Source organism: Paenibacillus sp. OK060 (assembly GCF_900101205.1).
In the GTDB taxonomy this organism is placed as follows: domain Bacteria; phylum Bacillota; class Bacilli; order Paenibacillales; family Paenibacillaceae; genus Paenibacillus; species Paenibacillus marchantiae.
The window spans coordinates 222,990-243,545 of sequence record NZ_FNFR01000001.1; the positions used below are offsets into that span (position 1 = coordinate 222,990).

General features: G+C 45.8%; 20 protein-coding genes. 12 read left to right on the forward strand and 8 right to left on the reverse strand.

Annotated features, from left to right (window positions below):
* Positions 1-38: 38 nt before the first annotated feature.
* Positions 39-1,361: an MFS transporter gene (locus BLS14_RS00940; protein WP_072732352.1), complete on the reverse strand. Its 1,323-nt coding sequence runs from the start codon at positions 1,359-1,361 to the stop codon at positions 39-41.
* A 31-nt stretch (positions 1,362-1,392) separates the two neighbouring features.
* Positions 1,393-1,821 carry a MarR family winged helix-turn-helix transcriptional regulator gene (locus BLS14_RS00945; RefSeq protein WP_090949050.1) on the reverse strand — a complete coding sequence of 143 codons (429 nt, stop codon included), beginning with the start codon at positions 1,819-1,821 and terminating at the stop codon, positions 1,393-1,395.
* Between the two features lie 300 nt (positions 1,822-2,121).
* Here BLS14_RS00945 and BLS14_RS00950 point away from each other — a divergent pair, with 300 nt between their 5' ends.
* Positions 2,122-2,595, forward strand: coding sequence for an RbsD/FucU family protein (locus BLS14_RS00950; protein ID WP_063564710.1), 474 nt, complete (start codon positions 2,122-2,124; stop codon positions 2,593-2,595).
* 8 nt (positions 2,596-2,603) lie between these two features.
* Here BLS14_RS00950 and BLS14_RS00955 read toward each other — a convergent pair whose 3' ends face one another.
* Genes BLS14_RS00955 through BLS14_RS00970 form a run of 4 tightly spaced genes read right to left on the reverse strand, consistent with a single transcriptional unit; the run spans position 2,604 to position 6,580 of the window.
* A complete protein-coding gene (locus BLS14_RS00955; RefSeq protein WP_079694794.1) occupies positions 2,604-3,722 on the reverse strand; it encodes a GerAB/ArcD/ProY family transporter in 1,119 nt (372 codons plus the stop codon).
* A gap of 14 nt (positions 3,723-3,736) precedes the next feature.
* Entirely contained in the window at positions 3,737-3,943 is a 207-nt protein-coding gene (locus tag BLS14_RS00960; RefSeq protein ID WP_063564708.1) for a hypothetical protein, read from the reverse strand.
* A gap of 43 nt (positions 3,944-3,986) precedes the next feature.
* Positions 3,987-5,138, reverse strand: coding sequence for a Ger(x)C family spore germination protein (locus BLS14_RS00965; RefSeq protein ID WP_090949053.1), 1,152 nt, complete (start codon positions 5,136-5,138; stop codon positions 3,987-3,989).
* On the reverse strand, positions 5,135-6,580 hold the full coding sequence (locus BLS14_RS00970) for a spore germination protein (RefSeq protein ID WP_063564706.1): 1,446 nt from the start codon (positions 6,578-6,580) through the stop codon (positions 5,135-5,137). Before BLS14_RS00970 ends, BLS14_RS00965 begins: the two co-directional genes overlap by 4 nt.
* A gap of 208 nt (positions 6,581-6,788) precedes the next feature.
* Between BLS14_RS00970 and BLS14_RS00975 the strand changes: the two genes are divergently transcribed.
* Complete coding sequence (locus tag BLS14_RS00975; RefSeq protein WP_063564705.1) at positions 6,789-7,286, forward strand: GNAT family N-acetyltransferase; 498 nt, start codon at positions 6,789-6,791, stop codon at positions 7,284-7,286.
* Between the two features lie 53 nt (positions 7,287-7,339).
* Positions 7,340-7,960, forward strand: a complete 621-nt coding sequence (locus BLS14_RS00980; RefSeq protein ID WP_256336113.1) for a TraX family protein — start codon at positions 7,340-7,342, stop codon at positions 7,958-7,960.
* 106 nt (positions 7,961-8,066) lie between these two features.
* On the opposite strand, the gene BLS14_RS00985 is transcribed toward BLS14_RS00980, so the two are convergent.
* Both BLS14_RS00985 and BLS14_RS00990 read right to left on the reverse strand, forming a co-directional pair.
* Complete coding sequence (locus BLS14_RS00985) at positions 8,067-11,774, reverse strand: non-ribosomal peptide synthetase family protein (protein WP_090949056.1); 3,708 nt, start codon at positions 11,772-11,774, stop codon at positions 8,067-8,069.
* Between the two features lie 46 nt (positions 11,775-11,820).
* Complete coding sequence (locus BLS14_RS00990; protein WP_063564933.1) at positions 11,821-13,563, reverse strand: methyl-accepting chemotaxis protein; 1,743 nt, start codon at positions 13,561-13,563, stop codon at positions 11,821-11,823.
* Between the two features lie 631 nt (positions 13,564-14,194).
* Between BLS14_RS00990 and rpiA the strand changes: the two genes are divergently transcribed.
* The 9 genes from rpiA (at position 14,195) to BLS14_RS01035 (ending at position 20,411) form a co-directional block, all read left to right on the forward strand.
* Complete coding sequence (gene rpiA, locus BLS14_RS00995; RefSeq protein WP_064639125.1) at positions 14,195-14,866, forward strand: ribose-5-phosphate isomerase RpiA; 672 nt, start codon at positions 14,195-14,197, stop codon at positions 14,864-14,866.
* 24 nt (positions 14,867-14,890) lie between these two features.
* Positions 14,891-15,490: a GNAT family N-acetyltransferase gene (locus tag BLS14_RS01000; RefSeq protein WP_090949059.1), complete on the forward strand. Its 600-nt coding sequence runs from the start codon at positions 14,891-14,893 to the stop codon at positions 15,488-15,490.
* Positions 15,491-15,504: 14 nt separating this feature from the next.
* A complete protein-coding gene (locus tag BLS14_RS01005) occupies positions 15,505-15,963 on the forward strand; it encodes a MarR family winged helix-turn-helix transcriptional regulator (RefSeq protein ID WP_024630132.1) in 459 nt (152 codons plus the stop codon).
* Positions 15,964-16,142: 179 nt separating this feature from the next.
* Positions 16,143-16,655 (forward strand): response regulator, encoded by a 513-nt coding sequence (locus BLS14_RS01010; protein ID WP_090949062.1) that lies wholly within the window; start codon positions 16,143-16,145, stop codon positions 16,653-16,655.
* A gap of 55 nt (positions 16,656-16,710) precedes the next feature.
* Complete coding sequence (locus BLS14_RS01015; RefSeq protein ID WP_090949066.1) at positions 16,711-17,673, forward strand: alpha/beta hydrolase; 963 nt, start codon at positions 16,711-16,713, stop codon at positions 17,671-17,673.
* Positions 17,674-17,719: 46 nt separating this feature from the next.
* Positions 17,720-18,070 (forward strand): hypothetical protein, encoded by a 351-nt coding sequence (locus BLS14_RS01020; protein ID WP_064639122.1) that lies wholly within the window; start codon positions 17,720-17,722, stop codon positions 18,068-18,070.
* 17 nt (positions 18,071-18,087) lie between these two features.
* Entirely contained in the window at positions 18,088-18,801 is a 714-nt protein-coding gene (locus BLS14_RS01025; protein WP_090949068.1) for a class I SAM-dependent methyltransferase, read from the forward strand.
* A 122-nt stretch (positions 18,802-18,923) separates the two neighbouring features.
* A complete protein-coding gene (locus tag BLS14_RS01030; RefSeq protein WP_090949069.1) occupies positions 18,924-19,910 on the forward strand; it encodes an N-acetylglucosamine kinase in 987 nt (328 codons plus the stop codon).
* 63 nt (positions 19,911-19,973) lie between these two features.
* A complete protein-coding gene (locus BLS14_RS01035; RefSeq protein WP_063564697.1) occupies positions 19,974-20,411 on the forward strand; it encodes a GNAT family N-acetyltransferase in 438 nt (145 codons plus the stop codon).
* The last annotated feature ends 145 nt before the right edge of the window (positions 20,412-20,556 follow it).

The following is a 20,556-nucleotide window of genomic DNA, read 5'->3' on the forward strand; positions in this document are numbered from 1 at the left end:
CGCGTTTTAATGAATCGAAGGATAACAGTGTAGTTACATCAATTATCTTTTTGCTGAGTAGTTGTGTTCTTCTCGGTTGCAGTCTCGGTAAGCTCATGCCGATCGGAATCCTGGGCAGCGATATGTGTATGCGTCAATAACGGATGCACAGGCACCGCAAACCCTCCATTTCGTTTCCCTTGAATCAGGTATATCAGGAGGAATAGAATCATGAACACAATGGAATAACGATACATATCGGTATAACTGGTTATGGAAGCAATAGCGCCCAGCAGAAGTGCTCCCAGAGCAATCCCCAGATCCAGCGTATTCAGAAACATGCCGTTAGCCATACCGCGCTGTGAAGGGGAGACAATCTGAATCATCCAGGTCTGCATGGAAGACTGTATTGAACCATATCCAATTCCATATAAAAATGCAGCGACAAACAAGATGGACATCGACGAAGCGTAAGAGAGCGTGATCAGTCCAGCAGCGATGAATATCGCTCCGGGAATCAGTAAGGCTTTTGGACCTTTACTGTCATAGATCCGACCTGCAAACGGTCTAACCAGCAGTACAGCGAGAGCATTAAACAAAAAGAACAGTGCAGGGTTAGCCAGGTTGGCTTCCTTTCCGTACAAAACGATGAATCCGACCAGTCCGCCATACGTGATGGACAGTAAACAATTCAGTACACTTGGCAGAATCAGTTTGCGATTGAAAGGCGTCTTTACTTTGGTGCCTGATATCGCAGCTGTTCCAACAGGAGGTGTTGGTATCACCTCATCATTGACCCTACGAGCTTTCTTGCGTGTCAGTGAATAGCTGAGCGGATAGATGACCACAATAACACCTGCCGTACATAACATGAGTGTCATGAACCCGGCACCCTGAAGCAACGTGACCCCAATAATGGGACCCATGGACATGGCCAGACTTGTAGACAGGCCGAAATAGCCCATACCTTCACCCATCCGTTTCACAGGCACAATATCCGACGCCATAGTCGGGAAAGCCGTGCTACTCATACCGAATCCGATACCGAACACCATGCGCAGCAATAACAGGACCGCAATCCCAGCAGCAAAATAATATCCAAGTGTAGCGAGTAAGGCAACTGTCAGGCCAATATAGATCATGGCATTACGAAGACCCTTCTCCAATGCTTTGGCTGAATAGAGCCGGGCAGCAATGGCGCTAAGGGCAAAAAGACAGGTGAAGAGGCTGACTTCAAAGGCATTGGCGTGAAAACGGTCCTGCACATAAGAAGGCAGTGGGGATACAATCATGTGGAGTTGTAGAAAGAGTAGAAAGTTACATAACATGAGCAGGATAAAATCGGTGGTCCATAGTTTGACTTGCGATGATTGTGATTTCATTAGTTGTTCATTCCCCCTGGTGTAAAATTCGTTACAGGTTGCTGTTCATGAGGGAAAGAGTATGTCTAAATGCTTCCATCTGGTCTTCGGGTATACCTTCAATCAGATTTTTATTCATTTCTCTTTCGAGCGGAACAAGCTGGTCAAGCAATATCTTTCCTTCATCGGTCAAGTAGAGCAAGTAGGCTCTGCGATCCTGTTCGCTGGTCCGGCGTTCGACCCAGCCTTTCTTTTCCAACAGATCAATAATGCGGGCAGTTGTGGGCTGGTCCTTATAAACGCGATTGGCGACTTCCTTCTGGTTCACGCCTTCGCCTCTGCCGATATTGAACAGAACGGAAAACTGCTCTGTCGTAATATCATAGGGTTTGAATCGTATGGCTAGTACAGCCGACGCCTTGCGATGTATCATGCCCAGCATGAATCCAATGGATTGATCGAGTGAATAATCGTTCCCCATATAATCCTCTCTTTCTTAAAATAAAAATAGTCTCAATTCATTTACTTGTTATAACAACTATATGCTAAACAATTAATTTTGTCAAAACGGATTTATGAATATCGGCGTCATGATAACACCCTTTCATATGAGATTGGCAGTGGAATAATGTTTTATGTGAACATTGAAATATGCAAACGTTGGTAAATACTGATAAAATAGAAGTGCCGCTGTATCGCGGTAATTGGGCCACATGATGGTTGAGGTTACGAAGACGAATCCGCTCCAGCTGATTCTGGAGCTGACTGAGGAGAGCTGAGTATGCTGAAGAACATTCCCGCAATAATACCTCCGGAACTGCTGAAGATCATGTCTGAAATGGGTCATGGAGACGAACTAGTACTGGCTGATGGCAACTTCCCCGCAGCCAGTCATGCCCAGCGGTTGATTCGCTGTGATGCGCTGGGTACCGTGGAGTTACTGGATGCCATTTTAAGTTTGTATCCACTCGATACGTACGCTGAGCGGCCAGCAGCCGTTATGCAGGTCGTCAAGGGGGATCAGGTGGTGCCTATCATCTGGGAAGACTATCGCAGGCTGATCCTTGACCATGAGGGCATCACGGATGCCTTTGATCATGAAGAGCGTTTTGCTTTTTATGAGCGGGCTTCTCGCGCCTATGTCATTGTTGCAACCGGTGAACGTGCGCAGTATGCCAATTTGATTTTGAAAAAAGGTGTCATTTTTCCAGATACAGAGCCTTACCCACAAGCGAAAAAAGTTGAACTGAACTGAATCCAAACTCAAGGCGACGGGGCGGCAGAAGCCTCGCTCGCCTTTTTGCTTTTCCCAAATCGCAGCCAATAAACAACAACATATAATATAGGCATACTCTCGATAAGCACGGCATATGTAGCAATGGCGTAAGAACGAATGGCTAATTCATAGGAAGCCGCGTCTTTTGCATATTGAAGCACATAAGAAGCCGCAGTTCCGGCTAGCAAGTAAACTACCGTTTTTTCCTGCCGAACTCCGGTAAGTTTAGCAAGACAAACGGAGGCGACGTATAACAGAAACGAGCTGCGAGTAAACATGGTCGTAGACCAGATGGCAATTAGGAAAGGGTCCAGGTTATCCAGAAAATCGCCGTAACGGGCAAAACGTATCATCTCCAGCAAAGGGTAGCGAAGACTGCTGGCTTCGTAAGGTCCAAAATTCATTAACGTAAACATCCAGAACACGATAATGAATAATGCAAGCGTAGAACCTGCAAATAACATACTTCGTAGAAGCGGCCGCCTGAAAGCAATGGCAGGGGCGAGGAACAGGAACATCATCCATTCGGAAAACCAGGGCATGGTTGAAAACGAGCCTGTTAAAATTTCTTTCAGATCATGATGCGTTACCATGGCAAGCAGTACATCAGGATTCCCCCCACCCATTACAGCAGGCATGAGAAAAGTAGAGGTGAAGATTTGCACCAGGAATATCCCTTCTGATAAATAGACAATGGTAATCAAACCTGAGCGCGCTGAAAGGCTGATACATAAAATAGTTACGGTTGCTGTCAGCCATATGGGTGTCTCGGGTAAATACATGGATTGCAGAAAAACGATGAAATTCTCTACGTCAACGGATATCAAATACAGGCACAGTAATACAATGAGGCCGAGGAACAGCTTGTGAACGGCCTTGCCCACAATTTCTTCACCGAAATCAATCCAGGGTCGATCAGGGTAAACCGCTCCCAATCTGTATGTGAAAAAGAGAAGAATCAGACTGATCGCAAACCCGCCAAGGATGGATATCCACCCTTGATAACCGCTCATTTTGAACAAGCGCTGCAGAAGAAAAGCGATGGGTTCGGAATACAGGTAGACAAACATAAAACGGTACGCTTGTCCGGCAGACAATTTGATCATGGCGTGCTCCTTTCTTAGCCAAACAAGCGGTCTGCCCAGCCAAAGACCAGCCTGATGACATCATTGGGATTAGGCCATCCCGGTACAGAGACAGCCAACGTATTCCACAGCAGAAATATCCCCAGCAGAATGAAATAGGCCCGTTTCATTCCTTTTTTGCTGGACTTGATCATGGGCCACTCCAGTATGTACAGTACGGCAAACAAAACAACAGCAATCATTGGTTTACCTCCTAAAGTGGCCTGAAGCTTTCCTCTGTTCCTATCAGTAGCTGGATTCCGAACCTACGAACTGGATGTTGATTTGGGCATGCACGTTAAACTGCAATTCGTTTTTGACATAATCATTCCAAACGGGACGCAACTTTTCCCAGATCTGAGGATATGCCCATTCCAGGCGATAACCGAGCATTAGAATATCGGCGTTCTTGCGTTGGCCACTCCTTATTGCGTCGGTTAGATAGGCACTCACTTTTTCATTGGCCTTTTGCTCGATCTGATTCACGCCCACAATATCTTTGACCTTGAGAATCGGAATCACGGAATTCAGTTCTGCCTGCCCCCGCAAAGTGATGTCGAAGAAAGGCTGTCCGTTGACAAGCCTGACCTTAATTTTGGAATTCATATTATAGATCGTCATGCTCGCTTTTTCTTTATCGGTTTCCACGGAAAGGGCCACGGAATCCAATTTGCGATTGGCCCAGGCTATGGTCCTTGCTTCATTCGCCGAGATTGAATCGACCATCTTCATCTGTTTGAAAAGAGCACCACCTATTTGACTGGTCCATTGCTTTCGTTTATTATCCTCACTTGCCATCGAGGTTCCTTTCGATTCCAGAAAGGGGGCGGCAAAGCCCTGATTCATTTTGTCAGCCATAAGTACACTGAGCATTTGCGTCTTTAACATGTTTTCTTGGGTTGCAAATTCTCTTAACACATCACTGGGTGTTTCCTCGAAAACGGGAGTCAGATCCGCCACGTCTCTGGCTCTGCCCTTCGCAACCATGACGTAACTGCTAAGATGGAACAAAGGTTCACGTGAGATCCATTCCATCGCATCTTGAATACCCTCTCTGGCGTATGCCTCACCGAACACCACTACCCGTGTGTGCCCCCAGGAAATCTTTCGTGTGAGATCGGTTTGGATTTTCTCTATGGCGTCAGCGATGGTGGATGCGGTAGACGAAACGAGAGCATATGGATTTTTTCCGGGTCCGCCCGTACCTTCCGGAGAGAGACGGTTGGGAAGTGGCATACTTAATGAAATATCGATTTCACCTGGTTTCTCACCCTTATCCACATACATGGTTGTAATAAACGTACGTTCATTTATTTCCACTTTGGACCAGCAGCCACTGCAAAGTAACACGCATACCAAAACGACACTCAGTTTGGGCATAATCATCCACGTTTTCATGTTTTTTGCCTTTTCTTATTCGCATCTTCGTAAGCTGCTGGTCGCTTCTTCATTAGGAACCAAGGCACACGAACGATAGTATCCTTGATATCACGTAGCACGAGGGGGGCAAATGGCTGCATATAAGGCACGCCAAATGAACGCAGACTAACCATATACCAATAGATCAGATAGATCGAGATCACGATGCCGAACAGACCCAGCGTTCCACCCATAAACAGCACCGGAAATCGAAGCAGCCGGAAGGCCAGTCCGAGCTCGAAGTGCGGGATGATAAAGGCGGCAATACCTGTGATAGATACGACAATAACCAGTGGTGCTGAGACAATTCCAGCCTGTACGGCCGCCTGACCAATAACAATCCCCCCGATAATAGACACCGTTTGGCCCAGTGGCTTCGGAATACGAATCCCCGCTTCGCGCAAACCTTCAAAGGTCACTTCCATAATGAGCGCTTCAATCAAGGCAGGGAAAGGAATGTTTTCTCTAGCAGAAGCGATCGTAATCAGTAGGTTGGTCGGAATGATTTCCGGGTGAAATGTAGTTACGGCGACATAAAAGGATGGAAGCAGGAAGGCTATAAAGGCAAACAACAGACGAATAAGCCTGATAAAGGAGGCAGAATAAAATCGTTGATAATAGTCTTCCGAAGACTGCATTAAAGAGAAAAAAGTAACCGGAATGAGCAGGGAGAACGGTGTTCCATCCTGCATGACCCCAATCCGTCCTTCAACCAGTGCAGCAGCCACCGTATCCGGTCTTTCCGTATATTGATATTGTGGAAACGGAGAGAGAGGATGGTCCTCCAGAAATTCAGATAGATAACTTACACCAAGGCTGCTATCCATATCAATATTACCAAGACTTTCCAACACGTTTTCCAAAATGTCTGGCTTGCATAACCCTTGGATATATACAACGAACACCTCGGTTTTGGTGTATTTTCCAATGGTGAATTTGATCATCTTCAAATCAGGGTGTTTAATTTTGTGCCGAAGCAGAGACATGTTCACATGAATATCTTCAATGAAGGCTTCCTGAGGGCCAACAATTACAACTTCATTGGTTGATTCCGCTACGGAACGCCTTTGATAATTTTGAAGTGCAAAATGAATCATTCCCGAAATACCCTCGATATATAAGGCTGCATTACCTGACACGATATCATCCACAATTGCTTCTGGTGAATTCGAGTGGTGGCTGTTAAGGGTGAAAAATGATCCGGTCAGGACTCGGGTAATGAATTGATGATCTATTTCATTTCTCGAGGCTTCCTCAAGCAGTGGTTTGACGATGGCTTCCCGCATAGTAGGGGTATCTACAATGGACTGAATATAGATGAGTTCACAATGGAAAGGTCCAATTTGAAAAGGCTGATAGATTATGTCGGCAACACCCAACAGATTAGCTCTAACCTGTTCATAGATATTGTCTTTTTCCATTTCAGTTTCGCCTCCCTATGCTGTAATGCCGAGCCTGTAATCTGACTATAGTGTGCGACGCTTCCAATGAAATATACTTTTAAGTTTGGATTATCGAAATATATTACAAACTTTGATGCAGATGATGAATGGGGAGATCGTCAGATCTGCCTTAAAATAAGAGGATGGAATGAAGTAAGTAGACGATTTTATAAGGAGTTGAGGGAAGATGGCGTATCGGATCAGACTTGCTGAGCTTAGTGATGTTAACGGAGTGGCACAGTTGTTCAATGACTATAGAATGTTTTACGATCAGCCTACCGATCTGGAGAGAGCAAGTGAATACATAAAAGAACGAATGGAACGGAATGAATCCGTTATTTTGGTTGCCGAATCGAAATTGGAGACAGAAAAGGAAGAGGAGTACAGTCTGACGAATAAACCCTTAGCGGGTGAGTTTGGTGGATTTATACAGCTGTATCCTAGCTTTAGTTCAGTGTCCATGAGGCCAATCTGGGTACTAAATGATCTGTACGTACATGCGGATCATCGCCAGAGAGGAATTGCGCGTAAGCTGCTGGAAGCTGCACGACTATGGGGAAATGAGAGTGGGGCTGTACGAATAGTGCTCTCTACGGCGATAAGCAACAAGAAAGCTCAGGCATTATATGAGTCGGAAGGCTATACGCTGGACACCAAGTTCATGTATTATGAACTTCATATATAAGATAGACTTTGAGAAACCTGAAGTTGAGGATAAGCAGGAGGGATTAGCACAAAATGATGCAATGGATAGCCATGATCACGATGTTGATCGATCATATAGGAGCCGTCTTTTATCCACAGGTCGGTGAGCTGCGAATCATTGGTCGAATTGCTTTTCCAATCTATGCTTTTGCCGTTTATATCGGTTATAAACATACTCGCAACGTACAAAAATACATATGGCGGTTGTTCTGGATTGCAGTGATTTCTCAATTGCCGTTTATGGTGGCTTTTAATCATTTTTCGCTGAATGTGGTATGGACATTATGGTCTGCTCTGCTTGTATTGCTTGTGCTCGATAAACTTCCGGTCCGTTTGCTGGGAATTCCGATTGTGATCGTGGCTGGTTTGGTCATGGAGATGACCCATATGGATTATGGTATGTATGGCCTACTGCTTGTATTGCTATTCCGTTACTTCCAGGGCCGAGTACTAGTAATGGCTCATTTGCTCTTAAATGTGCTGTATATTTATCTGCACAGCAGCTCTATTCAGATGTACAGCGTGATTGCTACGGCAGGAATTGCAATGGCCCAGTATTATAACGCAGGCTTCCGTCTGAAAGGTCCGCGTTGGATTTGGCGTTATTTTTATCCTGCACATTTGGCTGTCATTGCTTTGATCCGCTTGATTTGAGAATTCTTCACGAAGAAAAGAAGCCATCTTATCCGTCATCACTGACGTTGAGGTGGCTTCTTTATATTCATTAATGGATGCAATATAGGCATTCACTTTATTGGAGTTATTCCATTGTTGGCGAAGTACCAAACTGCGGTCGGACGGCCTTAGGGAAATAACCAATCTCGATGGCATGTTCCATCATTTTTGAGATGAAACGATCATCAGTTTTGGCGCATATAATGCCGGCTGGTTCTACATAGGCGGTTGTTACAGGAGAAGCATATACGTAGGCAGAATCCTTGGCACCGTCTCCTTCAAGCTGGGCGATAGCCAGTTGAAGTGCCTCAGGGTCCTTGCTGACACTGCCATCGAACAACCAGTTGGTGTATTCTGCAAAAGGCAGAGTCTCTACTTCATAACCGGCCCGATTCACAGAACGAATCAGATCATCGTAGCTGATAGGTTCCGGATTACAGATATGGAATACACGTCCTGCTGTGTCCTGGCGTAATGCCAGATGCACAATGGCCTGACTTGCATAATCAATAGGTGTAAAATCAACCATCCAGTCGGCTGCCGGTGCCTTGCCCAGCAATAACATTGCTTTAATCATGCGATAAAAGGCGTTGCTATCAATATTAGACTGGAAACGTCCCGTCTCGGAATGACATGTCAGGTTACCTGCACGATAGATGCTAACAGGTACACCTTCTTCAGCAGCAATCATAAGCACTTTCTCGGCTTCAAGCTTGCTGTCCGAGTACAGGTTGTCCACGTGCAGGTCCGCTGGGAAGCGATCATATTGCAATGATGACTCCCACTGTCCACTGAGTGCAAGATCTTCCGGTATCCCCATCGTGGATACATGGTGGAAGGAGGCACCTGGTTTGCTGCGAACGAGTTTGAGCAATGCAGTGGTTCCATCCACATTGGTTTTGGCGAATTGTGCTGCATCCCCGAAATGTCGTACATCCGCGGCGCAGTGTATCACACGGTCAATTCGTTCTTGCACGTAAGTTGTCTGCTCGACTGAAAGACCAAGATTCAGTTGCTCCAGATCGCCTTCAATAATCTCGACGCGGGATGCGAGGAGAGGTAGAAGCTCCGGTCCAAAGTAACCTTTCATGACGCTGCTTAGTCGTTCCATCGCAGAGCTTCCGTCTGCGGGACGGCGCACAAGAGTATAGATGCGTGTATTCGAAGTTAGAATCAACTGTTGCAGCACATGGGATCCAAGATATCCGGTAGCCCCGGTAAGGAGTACATGCTCGGGATTCAGAATTTCAGGATATCCAATCTGGGATTTCAGCTCTACAGGATGTTCTGACAATTGGGTGATCATGCCCTCATTCACTGAGGAATGGGCAGTTTCTTCTGTAGTTTGAGCCAGCTTCTCCACACGTTGTGCCAAGGCACGAACCGTCTTCTCGGCAAAAAAGTCGGCAATTTTCAGCTGCGGATAATGCGGCTTCAGAATAACCAGCACATGGATGACCCGAAGAGAATCACCGCCAATGGCGAAGAAGCTATCCTCCACACCAAAGTCATCGTGCTGAAGAATTTCTTTCCATGCTTCCAGAATAATCGCTTCGGTTTCCGTCTCTGGCAGTACCCGATCAGGTCGATCTTCATGACGCTCTACGTGAGGCAGAGCTACCATCGCTTTACGATTGATTTTCCCTGTCGGTGCGATTGGCATTTCATCGAGCTGACAGATCCATTTGGGTACAAAATAGGAAGGAAGCTTCACCGTTAGCTCCGCTTTAATATCCGCAACGGAAAGTGTACTGCCATCTTTGGATGTAAAGTATCCTACGAGCATGTTTTGACCATCCGATTCCTTCTTGGGAATCACGGCCACATCCTGAACCTGATCCAGACGGGCAAAATGATCCTCGATCTCTCCAATCTCAATCCGGTGACCCCGGATTTTTAACTGGGAGTCGCTGCGTCCGACATATTCCAGCAGTCCGGTATCGAGCATTTTGGCAATATCGCCAGACTTATAGATTTTCTCATCGATGGCAAATGGATTATCAATGAATGCCTGCGCTGTACGCTCTGGCTGGTTCAGATAACCTTTGGCCAAAGCGGGTGTTGCTATATATACCTCGCCGGGAACGCCTACCGGGCATAATTGCTGTTCTTCATTGACGATATACACTTTATAGTTATGAATCGGTCTGCCTATTGGAATGTTAACGACACTTTCCGGAACTTGCTCACTAATTCGGTGAGTCGCTGTCGCTACTGTACATTCCGTAGGTCCGTATACATTGACGATATCAATCTGGTTGCCGAATTTGCGCTGGAAGGCACGAACCTGCTCACCGTACAGTGCTTCTCCAGCCACGGTAATGATTTTGACTTTGGCCAGCTTGTGGAAGCCTTCATCAGACAGGAAGGAAGCAAGCTGGTTGAAAAAGATGGTTGGCAGTATCGTAATAATTGTTGTGCCTGTGCGCTCAATTGCACTCGCAAATTCTTCAACGGATACACGTTCTTCCGCCGACAACAGGTACAGTTCTGCTCCGTAGAACAAGGCGCCAATCGTATCCCACACTGATGCATCGAAGCTGTATGTAGCAAACTGGGTTAATACGTCACCTGGTTGAATATCGCAATCCCGCTGCACCACACTACCAAGATTGGCTACACCCCGATGGGCAATAAGCGCACCTTTGGGCTTGCCGGTAGATCCCGAGGTATAAATGATGTACGCCAGGTCGTCTGGCTCAATATCGAGATTGGGGTTACTTGCAGCGAATCCGGCAAGGCGTCCATCTACGGCCAGGATTTGGCGAACGCTAGTAATTCCTGAGAATAACCGTGAAGCCTCAGGTAAAGAGGACTCTTTGGTCAGGACAAAGGATGAAGCTGTATCTTCGACAATATAACTGTTGCGTTCTTGTGGGTGCTCAGGATCGACAGGAACGTATACTCCGCCAGCTTTGAGAATACCGAGCAAAGAAATAATTGTTTCCAAACTCCGCTCCATAAAGATGCTGACGAATTCTCCTTTTTGCAATCCGTTGGATAACAGCACACGGGCAACCTGATTGGCACGTTCATTCAATTCTCTATAGGTGTACCTGCCAGTTGGTGAAGTAATTGCTGGAGATTCAGGATATTCGGCTGCTGTTGCTTCGAACCAGCCATGAATCGTCTGATGTTCTGGTTCGTGAACGGCGGTATCATTCATTTCTCGGTATAGCAACCGGTCTGAAGCGGATAAAATGTCCACTGTGCCGATGGCCTTGTCTTGGTCACGCAACATAGCCAGTAAAAGAGTCTGATAATACTCTGCATATCTTGTGACCGTAGATTCATTAAGAAGTGAACTGTCATAGAACAGATCCAGCGTGAGCATATCCTGATCATCACGGATATTCCAATTTAACAATTGAGGAGCTTTAGGGAGCTGTACGCTGTTATACATGAACAGCGTTTCCGGATTACCTCCCGCTTGCAGCGTGTAATGCAGCTGGAGTTGATCTGAAATCTGATGAATCAGTTCGATAAAGGTTAACTTTCCTTGAATCTGCAATAACACATGGGAGGCTACCTGATCGGGAGCCAGCGTGCCGATGGCAAGTTCCTGCTCAGCTGATAAACGGAACAACAAGGCTGCGTAGGCAGACAATAATGCTGGATAAACGCCCTCTGAACCGAATTTTTGTTTCAGTTCCCGACCCAGGGACGATTCCAATGAAATATGAGCAGACTCATAAGTGAATGCTTGTTGACGGCGCCCAAAATCCAGTGGAATCTGAAGAACCGCTAGGCCAGATTCCACTGTTTGGGTAGATGATGATTGATTTTCGACCACTTCAGTTGTTCCTCCTTGGTTCAAACCGTTCAAGTTGTGGGTTGAATTATTGTTTACTTACATTAAAATGCGAAATCAGTTCTTGCAGTTCCTCAGACATGTTGTTCAAACGGGTAGAGGAATCAACAAGTGTAATCAGAGATGCTTTTTGTTCATCTACGGATGAAGAGATCCGTTCACTGTTGTCAGCTGTCTTACTCACACTCGCAGACAAATCATCCGCAGTTGCGGTCATTTCTTCTGTACCTGCAGAGATTTCTTCTGTAGCACTCGATACTTCCTGAATCTGATTCGATACTTTCTTGGCTGCTTCCAGAATCTCTTCGAACAATTGACCGGTTTGATCAGCTACGCTGAGTCCGGTATCCACTTCAGACGTTCCTTGTTCCATGGCACGAACGGCTTGTCTGATTTCAGCCTGGATCTCTTGGATCAGTACAGCAACCTGGCTCGTGGATTGTTCGGACTGCTCAGCAAGCTTACGGACTTCACCTGCTACAACTGCGAATCCTCGACCTTCTTCACCAACACGTGCTGCTTCAATAGATGCGTTGAGTGCAAGCAAGTTCGTCTGGCTGGAAATGCCTGAGATGATATTCAGAATATCGCCAATTTCCTGAGAGCGGCTCTCCAGAACCTGAATGGCCGAAGCGGTGTTTTTAACAGATTCCGTAATCAGATTCATCTGTTCGGATACCTGACGAACCACACTGTTTCCTTGTTGGGATCGACGTTCCATCTCATAGGCCTCGTCAGCTACACTCGCTGAACTGCTGGCAATAGTTTGAATGACGATAGCCATCTCGGACATCGCACGGGCACTATCCCGGGTTGCCTGTTCCTGTGCACGAATGTTGGATGTAATCTGAGTAACGTTGCTATTAATAGAATCAGCATTCTCGCTGTTTCTCTCCGAGACTTCATACAGTTCCTTAGCAGACTCGTTAACTTCTTGCGAAGTGATTTGCACTTTGACGATGGTATCGTTGATCTTGCGAACCATTGTATTGAACTTTTCGTTCACAATGCCCAGATCGTCTTTGCCTGTCGGAATTTTGACATTCAAATTACCCCGGCTTACGTCATCAATCCCTTTGATCAGGTGACGAATAGGGGAAAGCGTGTTTTTGACAACAAGATATTGGATAATCAGGAACAACAGCAGGAACGCTACCAGGATGATAATTCCGTTCTTGAGCAATTTGTTCAGTCCGGCAGGTACTGCTGATGCGTCTGCATCGACTGCAAAGTAAGAGTAAATCTTGCCGTTGCTATCCTTGATCGGGTAAGCAATGGTTGTCCAGGTTCCGAAATCATCGGAATAAAATGTGGTGAACGTTGGGCGATCGGTATTCACCATTTCTTTCAGTGCATTTGCCACAACGACTGGCTGTTCATACATGTCGCCGATATTTACATTTTCACTCTGGAAGGCTTCCTTCAGATTGGTTGGCATGGCAACAAGGGAAGTTAACCGTTGGTTATCTCCACCCAGCTCGACGCCAAAGATGTAGGCTTGTGCAATGTTAGGATAATATTGCTGCATTTCATCGAAATAGGCACGCAATTTGGTTTGGGTTTTTCCATCATAATTGGCTTCTGCAATAGCAGCCTGCACTTCGGTGGAATCAATGCCTTCTGCCCATTTTTTAGTAATTTGTTCTACCTGACCATGTAGTTGGTCTACGAGGATTGTTTTTTGAAAGTAATAGCTGCTGGCAATAAGTGCCACGCCGATGATAATAATGTTAGTAAATGAAAGCAACAGATTTTTGGAGAAAAAAGACATGCTTTTCCAACTTAATGATTTCACTAAAGTCCACTCCTGATCTTCTTTGAATTGATAATATGTTGGTGCCTTCATGTTGCAAATTAAGTCATTCCAGTATCCCCTCCAAAGGCATAATGTGCGACCATGGTCTTGGGTTCCTGGTCGCTATGTAGAGATATTTTTACCTAGATACCCATAGGTGTCTAATTATTAAAACACATCTATACTTAATATGTCGTATAAAATGTCGTCAAATTGAATAGTTTTGTTAAAACTTTTTTAATATTTTACGTACTTATGGACATATGAAAGTAAGAAGTAGGTATTTAGAACTGTTTATTTAAAATAATTCCCATTTTTTAGTTTCATTCTGTATTCTATAACATGGTGGGTTAAAAAACATCCTAAAACATTGAAAAAATAGTGAAAACGACAGAAAACGGACTTTCTTTTGCCACACAAATCAGATATCAGGGAGGAGAATCTAACCAAGAATGTACATAAGCAACATTATTGATACATGTGAAGCAGAGAAACAGGCCAAGTTTCCCAGTTGAACACGTCATGCACAGATATACATCGGAAGCGGTTTTATCTATAATAACTACAGTATGCATTTCTCAAATCATGAGCAGGCGGGGGTTTATAGATGAATCTTAAACAGATAGCAGCTGAGCGCGCGGCAGAGTATGTTCAAGATGGAATGAAGGTTGGATTGGGTACAGGGTCAACGGCGTATTACGCTATTTGTCGAATTGGTGAGCGAGTACGTGAAGGGTTGAACATTCAGGCTGTAGCTACTTCGGAAGCATCGGACAAGCTTGCCAAAGAGTGGGGAATTCCGATCGTTCCATTTGATCAAATTGGACGTCTGGATCTGACCATTGATGGTGCAGATGAAGTAGATCCTGAGTTTAACCTGATCAAAGGTGGCGGCGGTGCGCTTTTACGTGAGAAAATTGTAGCTGCAAACAGCGACAAACTGATTATTGTGGCCGATGGCAGCAAAGCCGTACAAAAGCTGGGAAAATTCCCGTTGCCAGTTGAAGTGGTTCCGTTTGCTTCAGAGTGGACCTTCCAGGCGCTGGAGAAACTCGGGTGTCATCCAGAATGGCGTATGGATGGGGATCAACGTTACCTTACGGATAATGGCAACCTCATTGCAGATTGCCGCATGGAAGCCATAGAGCATGCTGCAGAGCTTAACATTCAGTTAAATATGCTCCCAGGTGTTGTCGATAATGGACTGTTTATTAAAATGGCGGACACCGTCATTCTTGCGAAGGATGATGGCAGCATCGATGAGCGTCATCGTTCATGAACGGAAAGTGAGGTCATTGCATAGATGAGGGAAAACCCGTTAGTGGATGGTAAGATTGTTCTTCGATGTGTGGAGAAAGAGGATCTGACTGAACTCTATGAATTGATCTACAGTGAAGACGTACCGGAATGGAAACAATGGGATGCGCCATATTATGCCCTTGAACATGAGAGCTACGAAGACTTCGAACGGAGCATGTTAAGAAGACTTGGAGCAACTCAGAACAATTCTGATCCGGACTCCATTCGAATTATTGAGCTGAATGGCCGAATCGTCGGTACAATCAGCTATTATTGGGAACATCGTCCATCCATGTGGCTGGAAATGGGAATAGTGTTATATCGATCAGCCCAATGGGGGCGCGGGATCGGCACGCGAGTACTTCAGATGTGGTCCAGTCACTTATTCGAGCAATTGCCCGTGGCCCGGGTTGGATTGACAACCTGGTCAGGCAATGAAAGAATGATGCGTTCAGCTTCGAAGGCGGGACTGCAGGTGGAAGGACGTATGCGCAAATGCCGCATCGTGGATGGCAAACATTATGATTCAATTCGTATGGGAATGCTGCGCGAAGAGTGGGAGCAGATGAAATCTGCAGGCGCAGGTCGAAATGTAAACAACTGATGGAGGATTAAGAAATGCCGAACAACGAGGACAATCGGGAACTGTCTTTACAATTATTTGTGGTTCTCGCTCGCGCATACAATTCCGTTACATCCAGGTCCAACCGGGATATCCAGAGTCATGGACTGAATACAACAGAATTTGGCGTGCTTGATTTGTTATACCATAAAGGGCCGCAGGCGTTGCAAAAGATCGGTGAGAAAGTGTTAATGTCCAGTGGCAATATCACGTATGTTGTGGACAAGCTTCAGAACAAAAATCTGCTGATTCGTCGAGCATCCAAGGAAGATCGGCGTGTCATATACGCTGAATTGACGGAGGAAGGAAGACATTTGTTTACACAAATCTTTCCTCAGCACCACCAGGTGATCATTGATGCGGTGGATGGACTGGAACCTTCGGAAAAGGCAGATGCGATTCGTTTGTTAAAAAAGCTTGGACTCGCTGCAGAGGGGAAAACTGACTTGCGTTAATAACGCAGGTCAGTTTTTTTATATGAATGTATGCCATTCGTCGTTCATGTATAATGAATAGAGGGATTGTATTTGAAAGGGGAAGATCGAAGCTGCTGAAGCTTTTGCAAACGATTGGATGAGTGAAGCCTTCGTATAAGCAGTATGGCATAATTCGCGATTAGGAGAGTGATCATGTGATGTCTAATGAACATGGCAAGATGAAATCATCGCACAGAACGATTGAATGGTTATCCAATCAGATGATTCACGGTAAGGAGAACCAGAAGCAGATTCGTACATCCCTTCCGATATCAATCTTGCTGGCAGACGATAACGTCATCAATCGGCAGGTTGTGCAGATGCAACTCAAAAAGCTGGGCACGACCGAAGTGCATACCGTCTCCAATGGGGAAGAGGCTAGTGAAGCTTTTCTCAGCAATAAATATAGTATGATCCTGATGGATAACATGATGCCTGTAATGGATGGACTGGAGGCGACACGCCATATCAGAGCTTTAGAACAGGATAAGAAGTGGCATCCCACTCCGATTATTGCGATGACAGGAAATGTGATGGATGGAGAGAAAGAGAAATGTTTTGAAGCCGGGATGGATGATTTTATTGGTAAACCCTTCACCCTTGAAGCTCTAAACAACGTGATCCAGAAGTGGAAACCATCATCCATGTCTGAAGAAATTACGAAACGATAAATAATATACATACATGTTTCACGTGGAAGATCGACTGAAAGAGAGGGAATTGTTCATGTTATTATACAGCCTTGCCGTTCTGGTCCTAATCGTTCTTGCCGTACTATGGTTAGGTGGACTTTACTTCTTCAAAACCGCCATTCGGCGTGCTCCAAAATCATTTTTAGTTGATAATCCGAATCTGATGCCCGAACCGGATAACGAAATAATCAGCAGTGCTTCTGATTTGACGTGGCTTGATACGCAGCCAACCGAAGATATATATATTGAATCACATGATGGATTAAAGCTGCATGGAACATGGCTTCCTACCCACTACGGATCGCAGCGACCAACGGTTATCCTGGCCCATGGCTATTCGGGAAAAGGCAGAGAAATGGCGGGTTTTGCCCGCTTTTATGCTGAAAAACGGGGCTACAATGTGTTGATGCCGGATGATCGGGGTCATGGCCAAAGTGAGGGCAATATCATCGGATTCGGCTGGCTGGACCGCAAAGATTATGTTCAATGGATTCATTGGGTTCTGGGCAAGGTTGGTACGGAGACGGAGATCATTTTGCATGGAATTTCGATGGGAGGCGCTACAGTATTGATGACAGGTGGTGAAGCTCTCCCTGATCAGGTAAAGGCCATCGTATCGGATTGTGCGTATACCTCCGTCAAGGAGGAGCTGACCTTCCAGCTCAAGCAGCTATACAAGCTGCCCGCATTTCCGTTTATTCCCGTTACAAGTTTCATTTCCAAATGGAAGGCGGGCTACTTTTTTGGGGAAGCATCGGCACTAAATCAACTCCCCAAAGTTCAAGTTCCGGTTCTTTTTATTCATGGTGAGGCAGATGCGTTTGTACCGACGGAAATGGTCTATAGACTATATGAAGCTTGTCCGACAGAAAAGGAATTGTTGACTATTCCCCGTGCGGGTCATGGAACAGCGTTTCAAGTGGATCGAACCCGATACGAGCAGGTACTTGAATCCTTTTTGACCAAGAACCAGCAGCATTCTTCTGATTCCAATTAAGCATCCTGGGTATTAAGTAGAAGATGTCCTTAAGGGGAGGTGCGAGATGCCATATACACCTAGAGTTTGTTCATATTGTCATGAAAAAATGGCAGAGGATGAGTTCAAATGCAAATCTTGCGGCAATCTGGTTACTACCAAAACGGTTCAGCCTGAACAACCGTACATGATTGAAAATGATGAATTTATATTGGATCGATATTCAATTGTGTTACTTGTTCTGATGACACTGTTTCTTCCTCCCGTAGCTATGACCATTGGCGGCCTGATGTTATTTAATGACAATACGTATAAGCAGGATACAGGTAAACTGCTCGTCACCGGGGCATTTGTAGTGATGGTTATTCTCACCGTTATTCTGTTTGCAGGTTCGGGGACATTGACGATTAACATCTAAGCTATGGAGGTGCTTGTATGGCAAATGAACAATTTGAGGCTGCACGGAAAGCAGAGGCAGGTTACCATTCTAACTTCTATCAGAATAATGAATTATTCGCGTCCGGTACCTGGATGGCGAGGCCCATGCCTATGGTTATGGATATGCTGGAGCGTCTACTTGCCCATAAGACGGAACTGCGAGTTCTCGATTTGGGATGTGGTGTAGGCAGACATACGATACCCATTGCACAGCGTCTCGGGCAAACAAACAGTGAAGTTATCGGGGTGGATTTGCTGGATGAGGCTGTAGATGGACTTCGCAAATATGCGAAAGAATATCAGGTTGATCATATCGTGCAAGCAGAGAAAGCAGATGTTGAGCATTACGCTATCCAGCCGGATCATTTTGATTATATTGCGGCTTGCTCTTGTCTGGAACATGTATCAAATAAACAAGCTTTAGTGGAAGCTATTGAACGTTTGCAAGCGGGAACCCGTACAGGCGGCATTCATTGTATCACGATGAGTACAAGTGTAGAGGAAAAGGAAATCAACACAGGACGGGAGCTTGAGCCGTTGATTGAATTGAATCTGCCCACAGCGGAGGCTATCGCATTACTGGAGAAGGCTTATACGAATTGGAATATTCTTCTTCAGGAACATGTAACACAGACGATCGAAGAGGAAAAATATGATGAACCGACACAGTTCCGTTGTGAACTGCTTCGTTTCGCTGCACAGAAGCAGTAGCAGCCTGCCGGGATCGCGTAGTAAGGTCCCGGCAGTTCGTATTACTCGGTAGCTTAATAGGAACATCACGAGAAGCATCATGGGATAGGGGACATCATCACACCAGAACATGGGGGATCAGAATGAGTACATATGTGATTGGCATGGATGGCGGGGGAAGTCATACACGTGTGGCATTGGCCGATGAGAACGGAAAGGTTTTGTCTTATGTGCAAAAAGGCGGTTGCAACCGCTATCATGATGCCAATGCAGAGCAGAACGTATTGGAGGGCATCGCTGAAGCTATTCGCAGAGCTGGGCTAGAAGTGGATCAGATTGCTTCCATTCAGGCGGGGATGGCAGGCCTGGATCAGCCAGAAGATACAGTCTGGGCTGAAGCTTTACTCGCTCAAACCGGGATATTAGGCAGAATCAGCGCAGTAAATGACACGCATATTGCACATACGGCAGCCTTTGGCGGTGAGCCAGGCATCGTAGCTATTGGGGGCACAGGCTCTCTGATTCTCGGTAAAACGGAACAAGGGATCTGGCTCCGCAATGACCAGTTCGGCCACTATGCACCAACAGCAGCTCGTTTTTTGGCTTATGACGCGGTGCATTCCATCCTTGCGGGACGTTATGGTCCGCAGGACCAACCCTGGATCGAACAGATATTAGCCTATTGGAATGTAACTTCAATTCCGGAGCTTGCTGCACTGGGCGTATCAGGTTTTGCTGAAAATAGACAGGCCATCAATCGGATATTTGGTCAAATGGCTCCTTTAGTTACCGAAGCAGCAGCCGAAAATATTCCCCTTGCGGTCAGAGTATGTGATTCAGCAGCGGATACGGCCGTTGTGGGTATTCTTATGCTTGCATCGTGTTTTAAAGATCAGCAGGTGCGCATGACGCTTACAGGAAGTTGTCTGAGTACACCTTATATGGTGGAGGCCGTTCGAAAGGGGCTGGATGCAGCCTATAAACCGGGTCGACAACAGATTCATTACATTACCAGCCATGTGCCGGCAGTCGGTGGTGCGCTGCTGGATGCATATCATTTGGTAGGAATTCAGGTGCCTGAAGGTATCACGTCTGATCTCCAATCGGAGCTGAAACGGCATACGACTTGAACTTTTAAAGGCTAACGACTACAATACGATAACGGAATCAAGCAAGTTATAGGAGGAATCAGGGTGTTAATTCAATTGAAATCACGCATACAGGAGCCGGAAGTGCAGGAGCTGTTGTCCTACTCGGTCTTTCCCGACCCGGATCACCTGAATCGTGCGTTACAACAGTATGTTAATAAGGACGAGCTGCATTTGGACGGTTATGAAGACGAAGGCCAGCTGATCGGTCTGATTGGATATGAAAGTACAGGAACGAGTGAGATCACTATTCATCACATCGCTGTCCTGCCTGAGAACCGTTTTAAAAATTATGGTCGTGGCATGATTTCACAGGTGCTGGCCAAATATAACCCCGACAGACTAATCGCTGAGACCGATGTGGAAGCGGTAGAGTTTTATCGAAATACGGGATTCGTAGTGTACAGCCTGGGTGAGCTGTATCCGGGTGTGGAGCGATTCCGCTGTGTATTAGAGAAGGACGAGGAGCAAGACGAAGACTAGTAACTGTCTACTACTGTGTAACGTAAAGAGAGCATAATCATAACAGGATGTTGGATTTGGCGAAGCAGCTGAGTCGGACGTCCTGTTTTTTTTGTCGTTTGTTTGAAAAAATAGGAAAAACGTATTGCTTTGCAATATAGTTTCA

Excerpts from the sequence above, each read along its gene's own strand:
- BLS14_RS00940 (WP_072732352.1), bottom strand. The coding sequence starts at position 1,361 with ATGAAATCACAATCATCGCAAGTCAAACTATGGACCACCGATTTTATC.
- BLS14_RS00945 (WP_090949050.1), bottom strand. The coding sequence starts at position 1,821 with ATGGGGAACGATTATTCACTCGATCAATCCATTGGATTCATGCTGGGC.
- BLS14_RS00950 (WP_063564710.1), top strand. The coding sequence starts at position 2,122 with ATGCTGAAGAACATTCCCGCAATAATACCTCCGGAACTGCTGAAGATC.
- BLS14_RS00955 (WP_079694794.1), bottom strand. The coding sequence starts at position 3,722 with ATGATCAAATTGTCTGCCGGACAAGCGTACCGTTTTATGTTTGTCTAC.
- BLS14_RS00960 (WP_063564708.1), bottom strand. The coding sequence starts at position 3,943 with ATGATTGCTGTTGTTTTGTTTGCCGTACTGTACATACTGGAGTGGCCC.
- BLS14_RS00965 (WP_090949053.1), bottom strand. The coding sequence starts at position 5,138 with ATGAAAACGTGGATGATTATGCCCAAACTGAGTGTCGTTTTGGTATGC.
- BLS14_RS00970 (WP_063564706.1), bottom strand. The coding sequence starts at position 6,580 with ATGGAAAAAGACAATATCTATGAACAGGTTAGAGCTAATCTGTTGGGT.
- BLS14_RS00975 (WP_063564705.1), top strand. The coding sequence starts at position 6,789 with ATGGCGTATCGGATCAGACTTGCTGAGCTTAGTGATGTTAACGGAGTG.
- BLS14_RS00980 (WP_256336113.1), top strand. The coding sequence starts at position 7,340 with ATGATGCAATGGATAGCCATGATCACGATGTTGATCGATCATATAGGA.
- BLS14_RS00990 (WP_063564933.1), bottom strand. The coding sequence starts at position 13,563 with ATGTCTTTTTTCTCCAAAAATCTGTTGCTTTCATTTACTAACATTATT.
- rpiA (WP_064639125.1), top strand. The coding sequence starts at position 14,195 with ATGAATCTTAAACAGATAGCAGCTGAGCGCGCGGCAGAGTATGTTCAA.
- BLS14_RS01000 (WP_090949059.1), top strand. The coding sequence starts at position 14,891 with ATGAGGGAAAACCCGTTAGTGGATGGTAAGATTGTTCTTCGATGTGTG.
- BLS14_RS01005 (WP_024630132.1), top strand. The coding sequence starts at position 15,505 with ATGCCGAACAACGAGGACAATCGGGAACTGTCTTTACAATTATTTGTG.
- BLS14_RS01010 (WP_090949062.1), top strand. The coding sequence starts at position 16,143 with ATGTCTAATGAACATGGCAAGATGAAATCATCGCACAGAACGATTGAA.
- BLS14_RS01015 (WP_090949066.1), top strand. The coding sequence starts at position 16,711 with ATGTTATTATACAGCCTTGCCGTTCTGGTCCTAATCGTTCTTGCCGTA.
- BLS14_RS01020 (WP_064639122.1), top strand. The coding sequence starts at position 17,720 with ATGCCATATACACCTAGAGTTTGTTCATATTGTCATGAAAAAATGGCA.
- BLS14_RS01025 (WP_090949068.1), top strand. The coding sequence starts at position 18,088 with ATGGCAAATGAACAATTTGAGGCTGCACGGAAAGCAGAGGCAGGTTAC.
- BLS14_RS01030 (WP_090949069.1), top strand. The coding sequence starts at position 18,924 with ATGAGTACATATGTGATTGGCATGGATGGCGGGGGAAGTCATACACGT.